At 69.5% G+C, this 17,269-nt stretch carries 14 protein-coding genes; 5 read left to right on the top strand and 9 right to left on the bottom strand.

From position 1 onward, the window contains the following. The first annotated feature begins 8 nt into the window (after window positions 1-8). A complete protein-coding gene (locus SACGLDRAFT_RS22725; RefSeq protein ID WP_232284187.1) occupies window positions 9-362 on the top strand; it encodes a Rossmann-fold NAD(P)-binding domain-containing protein in 354 nt (117 codons plus the stop codon). 6 nt (window positions 363-368) lie between these two features. On the opposite strand, the gene SACGLDRAFT_RS10420 is transcribed toward SACGLDRAFT_RS22725, so the two are convergent. After that, window positions 369-824, bottom strand: a complete 456-nt coding sequence (locus SACGLDRAFT_RS10420; protein WP_005464363.1) for an SRPBCC family protein — start codon at window positions 822-824, stop codon at window positions 369-371. A 173-nt stretch (window positions 825-997) separates the two neighbouring features. On the opposite strand from SACGLDRAFT_RS10420, the gene SACGLDRAFT_RS10415 reads away from it, so the two are divergent. Then, the gene (locus SACGLDRAFT_RS10415; RefSeq protein ID WP_005464362.1) at window positions 998-1,966 is read left to right on the top strand and encodes a bile acid:sodium symporter family protein; all 969 of its coding nucleotides are present in this window, start codon (window positions 998-1,000) and stop codon (window positions 1,964-1,966) included. 2 nt (window positions 1,967-1,968) lie between these two features. On the opposite strand, the gene SACGLDRAFT_RS10410 is transcribed toward SACGLDRAFT_RS10415, so the two are convergent. Next, window positions 1,969-2,322 (bottom strand): hypothetical protein, encoded by a 354-nt coding sequence (locus SACGLDRAFT_RS10410; RefSeq protein WP_005464361.1) that lies wholly within the window; start codon window positions 2,320-2,322, stop codon window positions 1,969-1,971. A 211-nt stretch (window positions 2,323-2,533) separates the two neighbouring features. Here SACGLDRAFT_RS10410 and SACGLDRAFT_RS10405 point away from each other — a divergent pair, with 211 nt between their 5' ends. From SACGLDRAFT_RS10405 to SACGLDRAFT_RS10395, 3 genes are read left to right on the top strand one after another with little or no spacing between them, the layout of a single operon-like run. Further along, window positions 2,534-3,064, top strand: a complete 531-nt coding sequence (locus SACGLDRAFT_RS10405; protein WP_040919838.1) for a DUF2231 domain-containing protein — start codon at window positions 2,534-2,536, stop codon at window positions 3,062-3,064. 45 nt (window positions 3,065-3,109) lie between these two features. Then, the gene (locus SACGLDRAFT_RS10400; protein ID WP_005464354.1) at window positions 3,110-5,182 is read left to right on the top strand and encodes an amylo-alpha-1,6-glucosidase; all 2,073 of its coding nucleotides are present in this window, start codon (window positions 3,110-3,112) and stop codon (window positions 5,180-5,182) included. A gap of 60 nt (window positions 5,183-5,242) precedes the next feature. Beyond that, the gene (locus SACGLDRAFT_RS10395) at window positions 5,243-6,265 is read left to right on the top strand and encodes a glycosyltransferase family 4 protein (protein ID WP_005464352.1); all 1,023 of its coding nucleotides are present in this window, start codon (window positions 5,243-5,245) and stop codon (window positions 6,263-6,265) included. Here SACGLDRAFT_RS10395 and SACGLDRAFT_RS10390 read toward each other — a convergent pair. The 7 genes from SACGLDRAFT_RS10390 to SACGLDRAFT_RS10360 form a co-directional block, all read right to left on the bottom strand. After that, the gene (locus tag SACGLDRAFT_RS10390; protein ID WP_005464351.1) at window positions 6,247-8,448 is read right to left on the bottom strand and encodes a DUF6351 family protein; all 2,202 of its coding nucleotides are present in this window, start codon (window positions 8,446-8,448) and stop codon (window positions 6,247-6,249) included. The two genes, SACGLDRAFT_RS10395 and SACGLDRAFT_RS10390, sit on opposite strands and share 19 nt — an antisense overlap. Window positions 8,449-8,868: 420 nt before the next feature. After that, complete coding sequence (locus SACGLDRAFT_RS10385; RefSeq protein WP_005464350.1) at window positions 8,869-9,735, bottom strand: PhzF family phenazine biosynthesis isomerase; 867 nt, start codon at window positions 9,733-9,735, stop codon at window positions 8,869-8,871. Continuing rightward, on the bottom strand, window positions 9,735-10,568 hold the full coding sequence (locus tag SACGLDRAFT_RS10380) for an SAM-dependent methyltransferase (RefSeq protein ID WP_005464349.1): 834 nt from the start codon (window positions 10,566-10,568) through the stop codon (window positions 9,735-9,737). The genes SACGLDRAFT_RS10385 and SACGLDRAFT_RS10380 overlap by 1 nt, the downstream gene beginning before the upstream one ends. A 217-nt stretch (window positions 10,569-10,785) precedes the next feature. Then, window positions 10,786-13,320 carry a GcvT family protein gene (locus SACGLDRAFT_RS10375; RefSeq protein WP_005464348.1) on the bottom strand — a complete coding sequence of 845 codons (2,535 nt, stop codon included), beginning with the start codon at window positions 13,318-13,320 and terminating at the stop codon, window positions 10,786-10,788. 40 nt (window positions 13,321-13,360) lie between these two features. After that, window positions 13,361-15,052: a formate--tetrahydrofolate ligase gene (locus SACGLDRAFT_RS10370; protein WP_005464347.1), complete on the bottom strand. Its 1,692-nt coding sequence runs from the start codon at window positions 15,050-15,052 to the stop codon at window positions 13,361-13,363. 13 nt (window positions 15,053-15,065) lie between these two features. Further along, window positions 15,066-15,935 carry a methylenetetrahydrofolate reductase gene (locus tag SACGLDRAFT_RS10365; protein ID WP_005464336.1) on the bottom strand — a complete coding sequence of 290 codons (870 nt, stop codon included), beginning with the start codon at window positions 15,933-15,935 and terminating at the stop codon, window positions 15,066-15,068. A gap of 17 nt (window positions 15,936-15,952) precedes the next feature. Continuing rightward, window positions 15,953-17,173, bottom strand: coding sequence for a glycine cleavage T C-terminal barrel domain-containing protein (locus tag SACGLDRAFT_RS10360; RefSeq protein ID WP_005464334.1), 1,221 nt, complete (start codon window positions 17,171-17,173; stop codon window positions 15,953-15,955). Between the last annotated feature and the right edge of the window lie 96 nt (window positions 17,174-17,269).

Here is a 17,269-nt window from a genome sequence, read left to right as displayed (position 1 = left end):
GCCGAACCGTGCTGCGCGCCCGTGACCTCGCCGCCGCGGTGGGCGGCCACCGAATCCCCGTGCCCAAGACGGTCACCTCGACCGGGCTCGACCTCGCGTGGCGGCTCGGGCTCCACCCGCTGCACCCCGGTTGGCTGGAACTCGCCGACCACACAGCGCTCGTCGACACCACCCGCGCGAGAACCGAGCTGGAGTGGGCTCCCGCCCATGACGCGGCGGAGACGGTGGCCGGCCTGGTGGCCGGGCTCCGGGAACACGCGGGCACCTCCAGTGCCGCGCTCGCACCGGAGCCGACGACCCCGTTGTGGAGACGGTGGGCCTCCGCGCCGTGGGGCCGTCCCAGCCACCAGTCGCAGGACTGACAGCCCTCACCCGGAGCCGGAACGGGGCCTGCGGTTCACGGCGATGTCCTCCAGCCTCGCCAGCGCCTCCAGGTTGCGGGGCTTGAGGGCCAGCGCCTGCACGGACTCCGGGAGGAGACTCGCCGGGCCGCTGACCGCCTCCTCACCCATGACGACCCTGGTGCCGTGCTCGCCCGCGGAACTCAGCGTGAGCCGGATTCGCGCCCGCCCCAGCACCCACAGCCGTGCGGCGAGCTCAATCATCCGGCCGGGCGCGACGGCCGTCACCGTGGAGACGTCGGGTACCTGCAGGGGCCACATCCCGGCCTTGTGGTAGATGCGGCTGCCCTCGGCGGGCCACGACGGGTCCACCTTCCGGATGTGCGCGTTACCGACCACCCACCCCGCGTACGTCCAGCCGTCGGCGAGCACGTCGTACACCCGCTCCGGCCGCACCGGCATCACCCGGCTCACCTCGATCATGTCCGCTCCACCTCCACGTCCCGCAGTACCCGGAGCGCGGCCGGTTGACTCCTTTTCGACACGGTGGCGGCACCGCGCGGCTTCGCAGCGAGGTGATCCGGGCTTCACCCGGTTCACCGTGGTCGCCGTGCGCCGTAGAGTGTGGCTCTCGCTTCGACACTCGGAAGGGGATCATGAGCACCCGACGTGGTCCGATCGCGGCGCTGGCCGACTTCGTCTCCCGCTGGTTCGCGGTCCTCGTGCTCCTCGGCGGGCTGGTCGGGCTGGCACTGCCCGACCAGACGGCGGTACTGTCCGACGCCGTGCCCGTGCTGCTGGGCGTGATCATGTTCGGGATGGGGCTGACGCTGCGGGTCAACGACTTCGCGCTGGTGTTGCGCCGCCCGTGGGCCGTACTGATCGGCCTGTGCTCGCAGTTCCTCGTCATGCCGCTGGCGGCGGTGGCGGTGAGCTGGTTGTTCGGGCTCTCCGGCCTGCTACTGGCCGGGATGGTGCTGGTGGGCGCCGCCCCCGGAGGCACCGCGTCCAACGTCATCGTCTACCTCGCCCGCGGCGACGTCGCCCTGTCGGTGACGCTCACCTCCATAGCCACGATGCTGGCACCGCTGATCACGCCGCTGTGGGTGCTGTGGCTCGCGGGCTCGGAGCTGCCCGTGGGCTTCGGGGACCTGTTCTTCTCGATCGTGCAGGTGGTGCTCGTCCCCGTGCTGGCGGGCGTGGTCGTGCGGGCCCTGGCCGGGGCGCTCGTGGACCGGGTGACGCCGTACCTACCGCTGGTGTCGGTCACCGGCGTCGTCGTCGTGGTCGCCGGGGTCGTCGGGGCCAACGCCGACGTGGTGGTCACCAGTGGGCTGCTGCTCGTCGGGGCGGTCATCGTGCACAACGGGCTGGGCCTGGGGCTGGGTTACCTCGTCGCGAAGGTGGCCCGCCTCGACGAGACCGCGTGTCGCGCGGTGAGCGTGGAGGTCGGGATGCAGAACTCCGGGCTGTCGGCCAGCCTCGCGACCACCCACTTCACCCCGCTGGCCGCGTTGCCCGCCGCACTGTTCTCGGTGTGGCACAACGTGTCCGGCGCGGCGTTGGCGACCTACTGGGCCAGGCACCCGGTACGCGAACCGCAACAGCGGTCCGAACCCGCGTGAGGTCACGAATCGTCCCGGTCGAATGGGAGGAACTCGAACCGGAGGCTCTCGTGGCGGGTGACGGCTCGCAACAGGCCCGCCGAGCCGTCGCGCCGCAACCGGTCGAGGGTGCGGGCGAGCTCCTCCGCCGCATGGGCCGGGTAGCTGTCGGTCTGCGCCAACGTGCGGTGGAGTTGGGAGATCTCCCACCCGTCCCCCGTACCGCTGCCCGCGGGCACGGCGAGCGTGATGTCGAGCAGCCAGCGCGCCGGTTTGCCCGTCAACTCCGGGGTCTGATGGCTTTCGACACCCACGATGCAGTCGGCCCTGATCAGTCCACCGGTGAGTGTGGCCACCCAGATGTTCTCCAGCCCCATGCTTGTGTGGATACCCGGAGTTGACTGTCACATGCGTGGTACAGAGGCGGTTCGGTCTTCCCAAAGCCCCCGCGTATAGGTCGTTATACACATTGCGTGTCACTCGATCCGGTGATTGCCGCTCCGTTACCGGTCCGAGCTCGACATCACCGGAGTGGCCGAAGTTCGTGCCTCCGGATTGACCACCGCGGAAGCGGGTACCACAGCCCAGATGACACTCCCTCGACTACTTCGCGCCTCCGAGTCCGTGGACCGCATCGACGACGTGGCCGAGGCACTCGCCCACCGGCTGCGCCGGCTGTTGCGGAACGACATCGTGGACAAAACCCTGCGCGGCGCCTGGATCGGACACCCCGCACACCCACTGCTCGTCACCGTGCCCATCGGGGCCTGGGTCTGCTCCGCCGTGTTCGACCTCCTCGGCGATCGCAGAGCCGCGCGCCGACTCGTCGCTCTCGGGATTCTCACCGCACCGGCCGCCGTCGTCACCGGACTGGCCGAGTTCTCCCGACTGTCCACCGTGCAGCGACGCGTCGGCCTGCTTCACTTACTGGCCAATCTCGCCGCGGAAGCGTGTTACCTTTCCTCACATCGCTGCCGGACCCGAGGCTCTCACGGCGCCGGAACACTGTGGAGCGTCCTCGGCCTGGCCGCGGTCGCGACGGGCGGCGCGCTCGGCGGTCATCTGTCCTACGCCCTCGGCGCGGGCGTGTACGAGTGGCAGGAAGGCTCCGAGCACTGACCCCGCGGTCGTGATCTGGAACGACCACGCCGAGGAGGTCCTGGCATGACCGTGACCCTCGTCCACGGAACCTCGTTCTGCGTGTGCGGCGACGACGGCGAGTTCGGCGACGCGCTCGCGCAGGGCACGTTCTACCAGGACACCCGCATCCTGTCCGGCTGGAACCTGCGCGTCGACGGCCGTCCCGTCGAGCCGATCACCGTGCAGATTCCCGAGCCGTTCCACGCCCGGTTCGTCGGCCGCGCCCACTCCGGCGAGGGTGAGGGTGAGAGCTCGCTGCTGGTGCGCCGCGAACGCTACGTCGGCGGCGGCATGCGCGAGGACCTCATCCTCCGCAACTACGGCCGCACGAAGGTCACCTGCACCGTCGGCGTGCGGGTGACCGCGGACTTCGCCGACGTGTTCGAGGTCAAGGCGGGCCGCATCCGCGACAAGGGACACCACGCGGTGGAGGTCACCGGCACGGGGCTCCACCTGACCCGATACCTCGACTCCACCAGCAGGGGCGTGCGGATCACCGGGCAGACCCTGGACGGCAGCCCCGCCGACTACTCCCGCGACCGCGTCAGCTTCCGCGTCACCGTCGCTCCCGGCGAGGAGTGGTACGCCTCCGTGGCGGCCCTGCCCGTCATCGACGGCACCCCGATCGCCCCGCTGTTCCCCAGGGAACGCCCGGTCGAACACTCCCGGCCCGCCGTGCTCGCCCGCCGCTGGCGCGAGGAGAGCCCCGTGCTGCGGTACTCCGACAACCGAGCCCTCGCCACCACCCTGCAACGCAGCCGCGAGGACCTCGGTGCCCTGCGCATGTTCGACCCCGAACGCCCCAACGACGTCGCCGTCGCCGCGGGCGCGCCGTGGTTCATGGCGCTGTTCGGGAGGGACTCGCTGCTGGCGTCGTTCATGTCGTTGGCCATCGACCCCACGCTCGCCCTCGGCACCGTACAGACCCTCGCCCACCACCAGGGCACCAAGGTCGACCCGGACAGCGAGGAGGAACCCGGACGCATCCTGCACGAGGTGCGCTTCGGCGCCGACGCCTCCCTGGCCCTCGGCGGCAGCCACATCTACTTCGGCACCGTGGACGCCACCCCGCTGTTCGTCATGCTGCTCGGCGAACTCAGCCGGTGGGGCATCGGCAGGGACCGCGTCGAGGCACTGCTCGACCACGCCGATCGCGCGCTCGCCTGGATCGACGACTACGGCGACCGCGACGGCGACGGGTTCGTCGAGTACCACCGCGCCACGGAACGTGGACTCGTCAACCAGGGCTGGAAGGACTCCTGGGACGGGGTGAACTTCGCCGACGGTACCATCGCCCGCTCCCCCATCGCCCTGTGCGAGGTGCAGGGCTACGTCTACGGCGCGTTCACGGCGAGGGCGGAGCTGGCCGAGGACTTCGGCGACCACGAGGGCGGCCGGTACTGGCGACATCGGGCCGCCGAGTTGAAAAAGCGATTCAACGAACGGTTCTGGCTGCCCGAACTCGGCCGTTACGCACTGGGGCTCGACGGCGACAAACGACCCATCGATTCCGTAGCGTCAAATATCGGTCACTGTCTGTGGACGGGAATCGTCGACGAGTCCCGCGCGACCTCCGTCGCGAATTCCCTGCTGTCCCCCCAAATGTTCAGCGGCTGGGGAATTCGCACGCTGGCGTCGGACATGGGCGCCTACAACCCGATGAGCTACCACAACGGCTCCGTGTGGCCGCACGACAACGCCCTGATCGCGGCGGGCCTCATGCGTTACGGGTTCGTCGAGCACGCCCAGCGCGTCGCCGTGGCGATCTTCGACGCCGCCGACGCGTTCGACGGCAGACTTCCCGAGCTCATGTGCGGTTTCGACCGTTCCGAGTACGACACTCCCGTCCCCTACCCCACCTCCTGCTCGCCCCAGGCGTGGGCCTCGGCCGCGCCGGTGCACCTGCTCCGCACACTGCTGCGGTTCCAGCCCTCGCTCCCCCACCGCAGGCTCCGGGTCTCCCCCGCGCTCCCGGAATCCTTCGGGGCGTTGCTGATCGACGACGTTCCGCTCGGGGGAAGTCGCATTTCCGTCGAAGCGAGGGGAACCGAAGTCCGCGTCGGCCATCTGCCGTCAGGTATCGAATTAATTCATTAGGTCGAAGGACATTGGCGACCGCGTCGTTTACCCCATCCCCCCACGGGAATTGGGGCCAACATGAGAGAACCCAGAATCGCTATGATCGCTCCCCCGTGGTTCGAGCTTCCTCCCACCGCCTACGGTGGCATCGAGGCCATGGCCAGCGATCTCATCGAACAGCTCACCCTCCGCGGACTGGACATCACCCTCGTCGGCGTCGGCCGTAACGGCACCCCCGCCGACTTCGTGCCGACCTACGACCGGCCGAACGAGGATCGGCTCGGCCAGGTGCTTCCCGAAGTGACGCACGCCGCGGAACTGACCGAGATCATCGAGAAGATCGACCCGGACGTCGTGCACGACCACAGCCTCGCGGGCCCCCTCATGGCACGCGGCCGCACCATGCCGACCGTTCTCACCGCCCACGGGCCCGTGAACGGCGAGATGGGCCGGTACTACCGCGGTCTGGGCGACAGCGTGCACCTCGTCGCCGTCTCGGACGCCCAGCGACGACTCTCCCCGGACCTCAACTGGGTCGGCACCGTCCACAATGCCGTTCGCGTGGACCGTTTCCCCTTCCGCGAGGACAAGGACGACTACGCGCTCTTCCTCGGACGATCCTGCCCCGAGAAGGGCATCCCCCAGGCCATCGCCGCGGCTCGCCGCGCCGGAATCCACCTCAAGATCGCCGCGAAGTGCCGCGAACCCGAGGAGAAAGCCTACTTCGACCGCGAGATCGCTCCCCTGCTCGGCGAGGGGGTCGAATGGCTCGGGGAGGCCGATCGCGCCACCAAGGTGGAACTGCTCCAGGGCGCCCGCTGCCTCGTCTTCCCCGTCTGCTGGGAGGAACCCTTCGGCATCGTCATGGTCGAGGCCATGGCATGCGGCACCCCGGTGGTCGGCTTCCGGCGGGGCTCGGTCCCCGAAGTCGTCACCCACGGCCGGACCGGATACGTGTGCGACGACGTCGAGAACCTGAGCCTGGCCATCCAACGCGTCGACGAGCTCTCCCCCCACGACTGCCGTCGGGAAGCCGAGCTCCGCTTCGACGTCGAGATGATGGCCGACCGCTACGAGCGGATCTACCGGTCGGTGCTCTGAGCCACTCCCGCTATCGGATAGCGCAGCCACGTGCCCTGCAGTCCCTGCTGCTGCACCCCCGGCCGGGAGTAATCGCACACCCCGTCGGGGAAGATCTCGCGTAACCGCCGCCATTGCTCGTCGGTGAACGCGACCTCGTAGTCCGCCGGGTCCACCGGTTTGAGACTGCACTTGATGATGTCGGCGGCCACGCTCTCCCCCGCCACCTCACGGGGGAAGGACGCCGACGGATACCACTGTTCGCACTCACTCGCCGGATCGCGGTCCAAGGGCTGCGCCACGAAGACGGGCTCCTCGTCGCGGGAATAGCAGCCCTCCCGCAACGACGCGGGTTTCGCCTCAGCGATGTCGTCGATGTCGAAAGGAGCCGCCCCTGATTTCTCCAAGTTGGTCAACCATCGGTCCATGTTGACGATGGCGCTGCGCAGCAGAGGACTGCGCGTGCTGAACCCGCCGTAGCGATTGTCCTCGAGCAGACTGACGTGGTTGGCCGCCGAACCGTTGGCCGCGCGCAACCGTTCCCGCATCGAGAAGGTGTGGTAGCGCACGTGGATGTCGCCGTTGGGACTGTCGTCGGTGTACGCGCGGTAGTCGATGATCGGGACGGTGGCGAGCCCACCGCCGCCGTTCGTGAGCCGTCCGGTGCGGTAGGCGATACGGATCGCGTCGAGATCGCCCTCCGTGCGTTCGGGCACGAGGTTGGCGTCGTGGTCGAAACCACCGATGTTCGCGTTCAGGTCGAGGAACTCCTCGACCGTGATGACGCCGTCGTTGAGGGCCTTCAGTCCGTACTGGACGCCCACGTTGTCGAGCGGTCTGCGTGCGAATCCCGTCTCGGGGTCGCGGCCGTACACGTTGACCGCGTGGTCGTACACCCCGCACCGCACGCCGTCGGGATTGGTCTCCGGGTGGTACCGCTGCTCGGCGGGAACCATGTCGCAGTACGCCGTCGGGGAGATGCGACGCGCCCCGACGGCCACGTTCGGCGCCGTCTCGTACCGCAGGAATCCCGTGACGGCGCGTTTCTGTTCCATCGACCAGTCGAGGTCGCTTCCGGTGAAGTACTCGTGCAGCAGCCAGGCGTCCGTGATGAAATTGACCGTCCCGAACCCCACCTCGGGGAACGAGCACCCCACGATGATGCCGTCGAAGATTCCCGGATAGTTGTCGACGATCTGGTGTGCCTGGTACGAGCCTCCCGAGCACCCGTATCCGATGGTGTGCCGGATCGGACCGTAGTTCTCGACGAAACGTTCCTTCACCATCATCGCCGTCTCCGCCGCCGTGACGTCCGCGCAGTTGGCGCCGTAGACGTTGAGCGACGACGACATGACGCCGTAGCCACGGCTGAGCATGAAGTCGTCGGTGACCCCACCGGTGGTGTCGCCCTGCCGGTACCAGCCGTTGACACAGCCTCCGCCGAGCGTGTAGATGGCTCGCCCGTTCCACCCCTTCGGGGGCGAGGTGGGGCCGGGCTCCGGTTCCGCGAGCGGGTCGTGCAACACCGTCATCTGGTAGATGCCACGGTTGAGCGTTCCGGTCTCCATCCGGACCACGTAGGGCACCCGCTTGCCTTCGGACGTCGTGGTCGACACGAGGTCGTCGGGGTAGTCGGCGGCGTTCGCGGGCCACGGAGCGAAGGCGTTGCCGCTGGTGCGGTAGAAGTAGTCCACTCTCGTCTCGATCGAACAGTTCTCGTCGATCGGTTCGCCGAGCGTCTCGCCGAGGACCGGCAGTCGGAACTTCGTGGTCTCGCAGGCGAACGGCTGTTGGTGGGGTCCGGAGAAGACGGGCCCGACGGCGGGATAGTTGGTCAGGGTGAGCTGCGCGCGAGGACGTCCCCCTCCGGGCACGAAGGCCGTGACGTCGTTACGCCCCACCCGCAAGCCACTCACGCGGCCGGTGAGCGTTCGAGTCCCGTAGTCCACAGTGAACTGGTCGGTGACGTCGGTTCCGTTGACCCGCACGGCGACGGCGGACACCGGAATCCTCCTCGCGACCCGTACCTGGAGCAACGCGTCGCCCGCGGTCACCATGTCGGCGCGGCCCGACAGCACCCGCAACGACAGCTCACCGTGTTCCGCGGCGCCACTTTCCACCGGCGACACCATGACGAGCAGCGTGGACACCAGCACCACGACCGCCGTCGAGAGGAAACTCCACCTCGCCGACCCTCGTCTCACCGGACCTCCCTATTGACAACGCCGCTGTAATGTAACCGCTTGACTCCTTTCGGTAATGCTCCGTTCGGGTACGCCTGGAGACACCGCCCGAACGGCCGTCCCACGCACGGGAACACTCGTACTCGGAGTGGAACGCGATCTCCTCACGAGTGAGCGTCGGGCTCACCGCTCCGTGGTCCCAACTTCGGGGCGTGACATCGGGAATTCGGACCCACGGTTTCGAACGCCTCGCTCGCGTTCCGGTGCGGGCGGGCCGGAACACCGGATCCACCCGAGGGATCCGGGCAAAAGGGCCGCGCCCGCCCATCGACCGATCCGGAAAGTCCACTGGCGACGGTCGGCGTCTTGTCACGACCTTCGAATTCTCGGCGACGGAACGACGCCGAGGTCACCGTCGCCCGTGGTCGCACGAGGTGAGTGTCAGGCCGGAATGACGACGGCCCGACCGCTCACCCGGACTCTCGGGTCGTCGGGAGTGACCTCGACCAGCAGTTCGCTCGGGCGCCCCATGTCCTCGCCCTGGCGGACGAGGTACGTCGTGGGCTCGGTGACGTGCCCGAGTCGCCGCAGGTAGCCGCCGAAGGCCGCGGCCGCCGCGCCGGTCGCGGGATCCTCCACCACACCGCCCACGGGGAAGGGATTCCTGGCGTGGAACTCACCGTGCGCACCGGGACGGAACAGGTGCACCGTGGTCCAACCCTCGGCCCGCATGAGCTCGCCGAGCGCGTCGAAGTCGTAGTCGAGGTCGGCGAGCCGTTCCCGCGAGGACGCCGCCAGGACGAGGTGGTCGTTGCCCCCGAAGGCCACGTGAGGCGGGAACCGCGGATCGAGGTCGTCCCGCGACCACCGCAACGCCGTCAGCGCGGCGTCCACCACCGCCTCGTCGGCCGGGCGCGAGGTCGTGGCCACGCTGGTGAGCGTGGCGCGGGGAACGCCCCCGTCGACGGTCTCGACGTCCACGGGGACCTCACCGGCCGGCGTGGTGAACACCAGCTGGCCCTCACCGAACCGGCGGCCGAGTTCCACCGCGGTGGCCACGGTGGCGTGCCCGCAGAACGCCACCTCCGCTCGGGGGCTGAAGTAGCGCAGGTCGAACCGTCGCCGCTCGGGATCCCCGCCGGTGACGAAGGCGGTCTCCGAGTACCCGACCTCGGCCGCCACGGCCAGCATCGCCGCTTCGTCCAGCCGCGACGCCTCGCACACCACACCCGCCGGGTTGCCTCCGGCAGGGTCGGTGGTGAAGGCCGCGTACCGCAGCACCTCCACCTCCGGGATCGGGTCGGCCATCAGATCTTCCTTCCCACGCCCGCCAGGCCACGCGCCCGCGCGGGGTCGTCGCTGTACGGATCCTGCCCCTCGGGGCGCCATTCCGGCAGCCACACCAGACCCGGTTCCACCATCTCCAGGCCCTCGAAGAACGCGGCGATCTCCTCGCGCGGGCGCGGCATCGCCGGGCTGTTGGCCTTCTTCGTGTACGACTCGGTCAGCTTCTTCGCCACCGCGAGCGCCTCGGTGTCCGACGGGTCGATGTGGGCGTGGGACACCACCACCAGGCTGCCCTCGGGAAGTCGATCGCGGTAGTAGGCGAGCATCCGCTCCGGGTGGGTCTCGGGCGGCATGAAGTGCAGCAACGCCACCGCGAGCAGCGCGATCGGTTGCGTCTCGTCGATGACCCCGGTCGCAAGCACCCGCTCCCACAGCAGCCCGCCGTCGAAGAAGTCCGCGTCGATGGCACGGTGACGAGCCGGGTCCGCGGTCTTCTCCAGCAGGATCTCGGCGTGCGCCCTGGCGATGGGCTCGTTGTCGATGTACACGACCCGGCACTCTCCCGGCGCCACCTCGTCGGCGACCTCGTGCACGTTGCCCTGGGTCGGCAGTCCCGATCCGATGTCGACGAACTGTCGAATGCCCTGGCTGACGGCGTACTTCACCGCGCGGCCGAGGAAGGCCCTGTTGGACACCGCGAAGTCGCGGATGTCGGGAAGCAGCCGTAGCTGTTCCTCGGCGAACGCCTGGTCGACCGCGTAGTTGTGCACCCCACCGAGCAGATAGTCGTACACACGACCCACCGAGACCTTGTTCACCGACTCAGCGAGTCGGTCGGTGTTGCTCGCCGACATCGGGCACCCACTCCTCATGTCATGATCATTACGGTGACGACGATAGTGTGCCTTCTCACGCCGTGACGTCACACACCGAGTCGGCCATTGGGACACGAATCGCACCCTATGAACGATGCTCGTGCCCCGTTGCGACACGACGAGCCCGACCGTATAGGGCGTTATACAGGCGGCTGTTGTCGCGGGTCGTCCGACCGGCTCCGCGGAACCGGCTCGCTCACCGCGCCGCGCCCTTCATCCGCGTGTCGTCGGGATCGAACAGCGGCCTGCGGCCCACCCGCGCCACGGTGACGGGATACCGTTCGCCGAAGTACTCCACCAGCAGCCGCTCGCCTTCGACGGCGAGTTCCCGTGGCAGGTAGGCCAGCAGCAGGTAGGTGCCCAGTGACGGCGCGGGCCCCGCGCTCGTCACCTGCGACGGCCTCCCCCGCGAGTCGACGAGGCGTTTCCCCGTCGGGGCCAGGATCGGTTCCCCGCCCTGCGGGTACCGCACGACACCGTGGGCGTCCACGTGGTCGCGCGGCTCTCCCATGGCGAGGGAGCAGAGCACGGCCACCGGCCCGTTCTCCCGTGCCGCCAGGTAGGCGTCCTTGCCCATGAAGTCGGCCGCCTTCACCTTCGGCAGGGCCAGCCCAGCCTCCACGGGATCGTGTTCGGAGTCCAGTTCGGCGCCCATCAGGCGATAGCCCTTCTCCAACCGCCCGGTGGTGCCGTAGACACCGATGCCCGCGGGGACGACGCCCACCTCCGCACCGGCCTCCACGATCACGTCCCACAGCCGCCGGCCCTGCTCGAACGGCGCGTGCAACTCCCACCCGGACTCGCCGACGTAGGACACCCGGACCGCCAGCACGTCCACGGTGTCCACGGTGATGTGCTTCGCCCGCCCGAACGGCAGCGCGGTGTCCGAGACGTCGTCCTCGGTGACGGCGGTGAGCACGTCACGAGCCCGCGGCCCCCACAGCCCGAGCGTGCAGACCGCCGAAGTGACCTCGGTGAACGTCACCGAGCCGTCGTCGGGCAGGTGCCGGGTGAACCAGAACGCGTCACGGGCGCCGTCCGCCGCGCCGGTGACGACGCGGAAGTGCCGCTGCCCGAGCCGCACGAGGGTCAGATCGCTGCGGAAACCGCCGTGCGGCGTCAACACGGGCGTGTAGACCAGCGACCCCACCGGGCGGTCGACCCGCGCGACGACCAGACGTTGCAGGTAGTCGAGCGCACCCGGACCGACGACGTCGAACTGCGCGAACGCCGACAGGTCGATCACGGCTCCGCGCTCCCGCATCGCCAGGTGCTCCGCCTCGACGATCGGCGACCACCAGCGAGCGTCCCACTCGTGCTCACGCCGTGGCACCCGGTCGCCGAACTCCTCCAGCAGTGTCTCGTTCGCGCCGTACCACTGCGGGCGTTCCCAGCCGCCGACCTCGAAGAACACGGCGCCGAGAGCCGTCTGTCGCGCATGGAACGGCGAGATGCGCTGCGGCCGCACCGACCTCCACTGCTCCCTCGGGTGCACGATGCCGTAGGTCTTGTTGAACCCCTCCGCCGCTCGCGCGCGTACGGCGGCCTTGGTGCGCTGGTGCGGATAGAAACGGGCGATGTCCGCCCCGTGGAGATCGATCTCGGGTTCGCCGTGGGTCATCCACTGCGCGAGCATCCGCCCGACCCCCGGCCCCTCCTTGATCCACACCGCGGCCGCCGACCAGAGTCCCCGTACCTCGGGGGTCTCCCCCAGCACGGGAGCGCCGTCCGGGGTCATCGACAACAACCCGTTGATGGCGTGGCGGACCTCGACCCCCGGCGTGTCGATCAGGGAACCGACGAGGGTCCGCGCGTCCTCGAACTGGGCGCGGAAGTCGTCCGGGGTGAACGGCAGCTGGGTGGGTGACAGCGCGGCCTCGGCGAGCGACGGGATCTCCGAGGGATCGTGCAGGATCGGCCGGTGGGCGTAGGAGCCGATCTCCAGGTCCGCCCACTTCTGACGCTCGTACATCATCGCGTCCATGTCCCGCACCAGGGGATGGGCGATCTCGGTGTTCGTCCGCTCCAGTTCCGGGATCGGTCCCACGTCGATCATCTGGTGCACGGCGGGGGTCAGCGGGATGCGCGCGCCCGCCGTCGCCGCGATCCGAGGGCTCCACACACCGCACGCGACCACCACCGTGTCGGTGGCGATCTCGCCCGCGTCCGTCTCGACACCGCGGACGTGTCCGCGCTCCACCCGGATTCCGGTGACCTCAGTGTCGGGCACCACGGTGAGCGCGCCCAGTTCCTCGGCCCGCGCCCGCAGCGACGCCCCGGCTCGCACCGGGTCCACCACCGCGACCGACGGCGTCCAGAATCCCGCGAGCACCGGGTCGGTGTTCACGAACGGCACCAGCTCCCCCACGCGGGCCGCGTCGACGAGTTCCGCCTCCACGCCGTACGCGCGAGCCGAGGCCGTCCGGCGCCGCAGCTCGTCGACCCGCTCGGGGGTACGCGCGAGTTCCAGGCCCCCGCACGTGGTGACGACGCCGAGCTTTTCGTACTGGCGAAGCGAGTCCACCGTGAGCGCGGTGATCTCCTTCGAGTGATCGACGGGGAAGATGAAGTTCGACGCGTGTCCCGTGGACCCGCCCGGATCGGGCAGGGGGCCTTTGTCCACCAGGACGATACGTCGCCAGCCCTCCTCGGCGAGGTGACGGGTCAGCGAGTTGCCGACGATTCCGGCTCCGATGACGACGACGTCGGCCTCGGTGGGAAACGCGCTCATGGCGACCTCCTGTGTTCCTGCGCGACGGCACCGGGGACACTCAGGCCAGCCCCACCACCCGGCCGGCGTCGTCGATGTCGATGCGCTCCGCTGCCGGATGCGACGACAGCCCCGGCATCGTGCGCATGTCTCCACAGATCGGATAGACGAACCCGGCGCCGACCGAGGCCCGGACCTCCCGCACCGGCAACCGCCAGCCCTTGGGCGCCCCCTTACGATCGGGGTCGTCGGACAACGACAGGTGGGTCTTGGCAATGCACACGGGCAGCGAACCGAAACCGCACCGCGTGTAGGTGTCGAGTTGCCGCCGTGCGGTGGGGCTGAGGTCGATCCCGTCGGCGCCGTACATACGACGCGCCACCACGTCGATCTTGTCCGCCAGTGGTAGCTCGTCGGGATACAGATACCGGAACCCGCCGCTCTCCTCGCAGGCCCCGGCCACCGCGTCGGCCAGTTCGGCCGCTCCCTTGCCCCCCTTCGCGACGTGGGTGCTCACGGCCGCGCGCACCCCCTCCTCCGTAGCGATGTCCAGGATCGCCCGGTGTTCGCTGTCGGCGTCACCGGCGAAGGCGTTCACGGCCACCACCGGGGTCACCCCGTGCGCCCGGATGTTGGCGAGCTGCTTGCGCAGGTTCGCCGCCCCCGCGTACACGTCGTCGGGGCTCTCCCGCAGCATCTCCTCGGGCAGGGGCCTGCCCGCCACCACGCGGTACCGTCCCGAGTGCGCCTTCATCGCGCGGACGGTGACCACCACGACGGCGGCGTCGGGGACAAGGCCGGACGCCCGGCACTTGATGTTGAAGAACCTCTCGGCTCCCATGTCGGCTCCGAACCCGGCCTCGGTGACGAGGTAGTCGCCGCAGCGGATACCGACGAGGTCGGCCAGGACGGACGAGTTGCCGTGCGCGATGTTGCCGAATGGTCCGCAGTGGATCAGCACGGGGGTCTGCTCGACCGACTGCATGAGGTTGGGTTTGACGGCCTCCCGCAGTTGCACGCACATGGCTCCCGCGGCCCGCAACTGCTCCGCCGTCACGGGGTTGCCCGTCCGGTCGTAGCCGACGACGATCCGCCCGAGCCTGCGTCGTAGGTCCGGCAACGACGAGCACAGTGCCAGCACCGCCATCACCTCGCTGGCCGCGGTGATGTCGAACCCGGTCTGCCGGGGAGTGCCGTCCCCTCGGCCGCCGAGGCCGGTGACGATCTGCCGCAGCTCCCGGTCGTTGACGTCGAGCACCCGCCGCCAGGTGATGCCGAACGGATCGAGGTCGAGGGCGTTGCCCTTGTGGAGGTGGTTGTCGAGCATGGCCGCCAGCAGGTTGTGGGCGCTGGTGACCGCGTGGAGATCGCCGGTGAGATGCAGGTTCACGGTCTCCATCGGCACCACCTGGGCGTAGCCACCACCGGCCGCGCCGCCCTTGATGCCGAACGTCGGCCCCAGCGACGACTGCCGAATGGCGACGACGGCGCGTTTGCCCAGGTGGGCGAAGCCTTGTCCGAGTCCGACCGTGGTGGTGGTCTTTCCCTCGCCCAGGGGGGTCGGTGTCAGCGACGACACGACGACGTACCGGGCCTTCGGCCGGTCGGCCAGCTCGCTCACCGTCTCCAACGACAGCTTCGCGACCGCGGTGCCGTAGGGCTCGACGAAGCGCGGCTCGATGCCCATGTCGGCCGCCACGTCGGTGAGCGGTTTGCGGACGGTGTTGCGGGAGATCTCCAGGTTCGTCGGCATCGACGCTCGCTCCTCACTCGGCACGGCGGGCTCTCGCCGCGTCCACCCACTCGACGGTGGCGGTGACGCGGTTGAACGTGTAGAAGTGCAGCCCGGCGGGAACGCAGCCGCCGTCGGTCGTCCGTTCCGCGAGCGCGGTGAGGAACCGGCCGGGATCGTGGTGGGCGGACCGGGTGAACCCGGCGAGCGCCGCCCGGTTCTTCCTCAGAAACGCCAGGGAGTCCCCGACCCCGATGCGGGCACCGACCCGCAGCAGTTTCGCCGGGTCCACTACCCCGGCCAGCCCGACGTACACCGGCAGTGTCACTCCCCTCTCCCGTGCGAGGCGGAGGAACCGGCACACGACGGTCGCGTCGAAGCACAGCTGACTCACCGCGTAGTCGGCGTGGGGCTGCTTGGCGGTGAGCGCGGCCCACAGTGCGTCGTCCGACAGCAGCGGGTGTCCCTCGGGATAGCACGGCACGCCCACGCGTCGGGGTCTGCGACCCGACTCCTCGATCGCGCGCAGCAGGGACAGGCCGTCCTCGAACGGTCCCGCCGGGGTCCGCGCGTCCCCGGCGATCACGAACACCTCGTCGACTTCGGCGCCCGCGAGCCGGTCGAGCACATCGCGCAGGTGGGGCGTGTCGCGGACCTGCCGGGCGGCGAGGTGGGCGACGGCGCGCAACCGTTGCGCGGCGAGTTTCTCGCACAACTCCACCGTCGCGTCGAGACCACGGGACGGCGAGGCCGTGACGGTGACCGTCGTTCCCTCCGCCAATCGCGCCGTCTGGTCGAGCACGCCGGGCAGGGGCAGCACCTCGTAGCGCGTCGAGTCCAACCGGGAGGCGAGGACACCGGAGGGGACGGCGGGCCGGTGCCGACCGCGGTCGTGAAGTCCCATGATCGCCCCTCCGGCTTTCAGCGTTTCGGCGTTTCCTTGCGGGGATCGATGAACGGTTTGTCCACCACCCTCGCGTCCCGGTAGCCGGTGGGGGTCTCGACGGTGACGTGCGTACCCACACCGCTCAGCTCCACCGGCACCATCGCCAGGCCGATGTTGGCCTTCAGCCGGGGCGAGTAGCAGGCGCTGGTCACCGCTCCCACCGGGTGCGCTCCACCCGCGACCACGGCGAACGGCTCGATCATCGACCCGTCGTTGTAGCTGCCCAGCGGGGCACCGTCGATCTCCACCCCGACGAGCAGCCGGCGTACCCCCTCCGCCTTCACCCGACGCAACGCTTCCTTGCCCACGAAGTCGGCCTCCTGGTCGAGGTCGACCATCCAGCGGTAGTCGTAGCCCACTTCGAATGGGTTGGTGTCGAGCGTGATGTCGCAGCCGTAGGCGAGCATGCCCGCCTCGATGCGACGGATGTGGCAGGGGCCGATCGGCCGGAGCCCGTACGGCGTGCCCGCCTCCCACACCCGGTCCCAGAGCCGCTCGGCGTGACGGGAGGCGTCGAGAAGGTAGATCTCGTAGCCCACCTCGCCCGAGTAGCCGGTGCGGCTGACCACGACCCGCATGCCGTCGAGGTCATAGGCGCGCAGCCGGTAGTAGGGCACGTCCAGGATCGACGCGCCGAACAGCTCGGTCAGCACCTCCTTCGCCCGTGGGCCCTGGATCTGCAACGGCGCGACGTCGGCCTCGTGAATCGTCACGTCCCAGCCACCCGCATGGGCGAGCCCCATCGCCCACAGCCCGACGTCGCTGTCCGCCAACGAGAGCCAGAACCGGTCGGGCTCCAGCCGCAGCAACACGGGATCGTTGACGATGCCCCCGTCGGGCGCCGTGACGAACACGTACTTGCACTGCCCCACGTCGCACTTGGTGAGGTCCCTGGGCACGAGCATGTTGGTGAAGTCGAACGCGTCGGGGCCCGTGATCTCCAGTTGCCGCTCGACGCCCACGTCCCATAGGGTGACGCCCTCCAACAGCGCCCAGTACTCGCCGACGGGGTCGCCGTAGTGCCGTGGGTGATAGGTGTGGTTGTAGACGCTGTAGCACGCGGCGCCGTGCGCGCGGGACTTCCGGAAGTAGGGGGACTTCCGCAACCGCGGGTACAGCAGGATCGACGGCTCCGACACGGCGGTGGCCGTGGCGGGGGGCCGCCGGGGACGGGACGACTGGACGACCTCGGCCATGAGAGGCACCTCGATTCACGCCCGGCGACGATCTCGCTCACGCTCGGAAGGCGTGCCCAAATCGACTGCGCTTGTTGCGTATCGCGCATCGAGTTG

Origin of the sequence: Saccharomonospora glauca K62, assembly GCF_000243395.2 — a bacterium.
GTDB lineage: Bacteria > Actinomycetota > Actinomycetes > Mycobacteriales > Pseudonocardiaceae > Saccharomonospora > Saccharomonospora glauca.
The sequence above is the reverse complement of the archived record's forward strand: the minus strand, read 5'-3'. Positions and strand labels throughout refer to the sequence as shown.

Excerpts from the sequence above, each read along its gene's own strand:
- SACGLDRAFT_RS10420 (WP_005464363.1), bottom strand. The coding sequence starts at position 824 with ATGATCGAGGTGAGCCGGGTGATGCCGGTGCGGCCGGAGCGGGTGTAC.
- SACGLDRAFT_RS10415 (WP_005464362.1), top strand. The coding sequence starts at position 998 with ATGAGCACCCGACGTGGTCCGATCGCGGCGCTGGCCGACTTCGTCTCC.
- SACGLDRAFT_RS10410 (WP_005464361.1), bottom strand. The coding sequence starts at position 2,322 with ATGGGGCTGGAGAACATCTGGGTGGCCACACTCACCGGTGGACTGATC.
- SACGLDRAFT_RS10405 (WP_040919838.1), top strand. The coding sequence starts at position 2,534 with ATGACACTCCCTCGACTACTTCGCGCCTCCGAGTCCGTGGACCGCATC.
- SACGLDRAFT_RS10400 (WP_005464354.1), top strand. The coding sequence starts at position 3,110 with ATGACCGTGACCCTCGTCCACGGAACCTCGTTCTGCGTGTGCGGCGAC.
- SACGLDRAFT_RS10395 (WP_005464352.1), top strand. The coding sequence starts at position 5,243 with ATGAGAGAACCCAGAATCGCTATGATCGCTCCCCCGTGGTTCGAGCTT.
- SACGLDRAFT_RS10385 (WP_005464350.1), bottom strand. The coding sequence starts at position 9,735 with ATGGCCGACCCGATCCCGGAGGTGGAGGTGCTGCGGTACGCGGCCTTC.
- SACGLDRAFT_RS10380 (WP_005464349.1), bottom strand. The coding sequence starts at position 10,568 with ATGTCGGCGAGCAACACCGACCGACTCGCTGAGTCGGTGAACAAGGTC.
- SACGLDRAFT_RS10375 (WP_005464348.1), bottom strand. The coding sequence starts at position 13,320 with ATGAGCGCGTTTCCCACCGAGGCCGACGTCGTCGTCATCGGAGCCGGA.
- SACGLDRAFT_RS10370 (WP_005464347.1), bottom strand. The coding sequence starts at position 15,052 with ATGCCGACGAACCTGGAGATCTCCCGCAACACCGTCCGCAAACCGCTC.
- SACGLDRAFT_RS10365 (WP_005464336.1), bottom strand. The coding sequence starts at position 15,935 with ATGGGACTTCACGACCGCGGTCGGCACCGGCCCGCCGTCCCCTCCGGT.
- SACGLDRAFT_RS10360 (WP_005464334.1), bottom strand. The coding sequence starts at position 17,173 with ATGGCCGAGGTCGTCCAGTCGTCCCGTCCCCGGCGGCCCCCCGCCACG.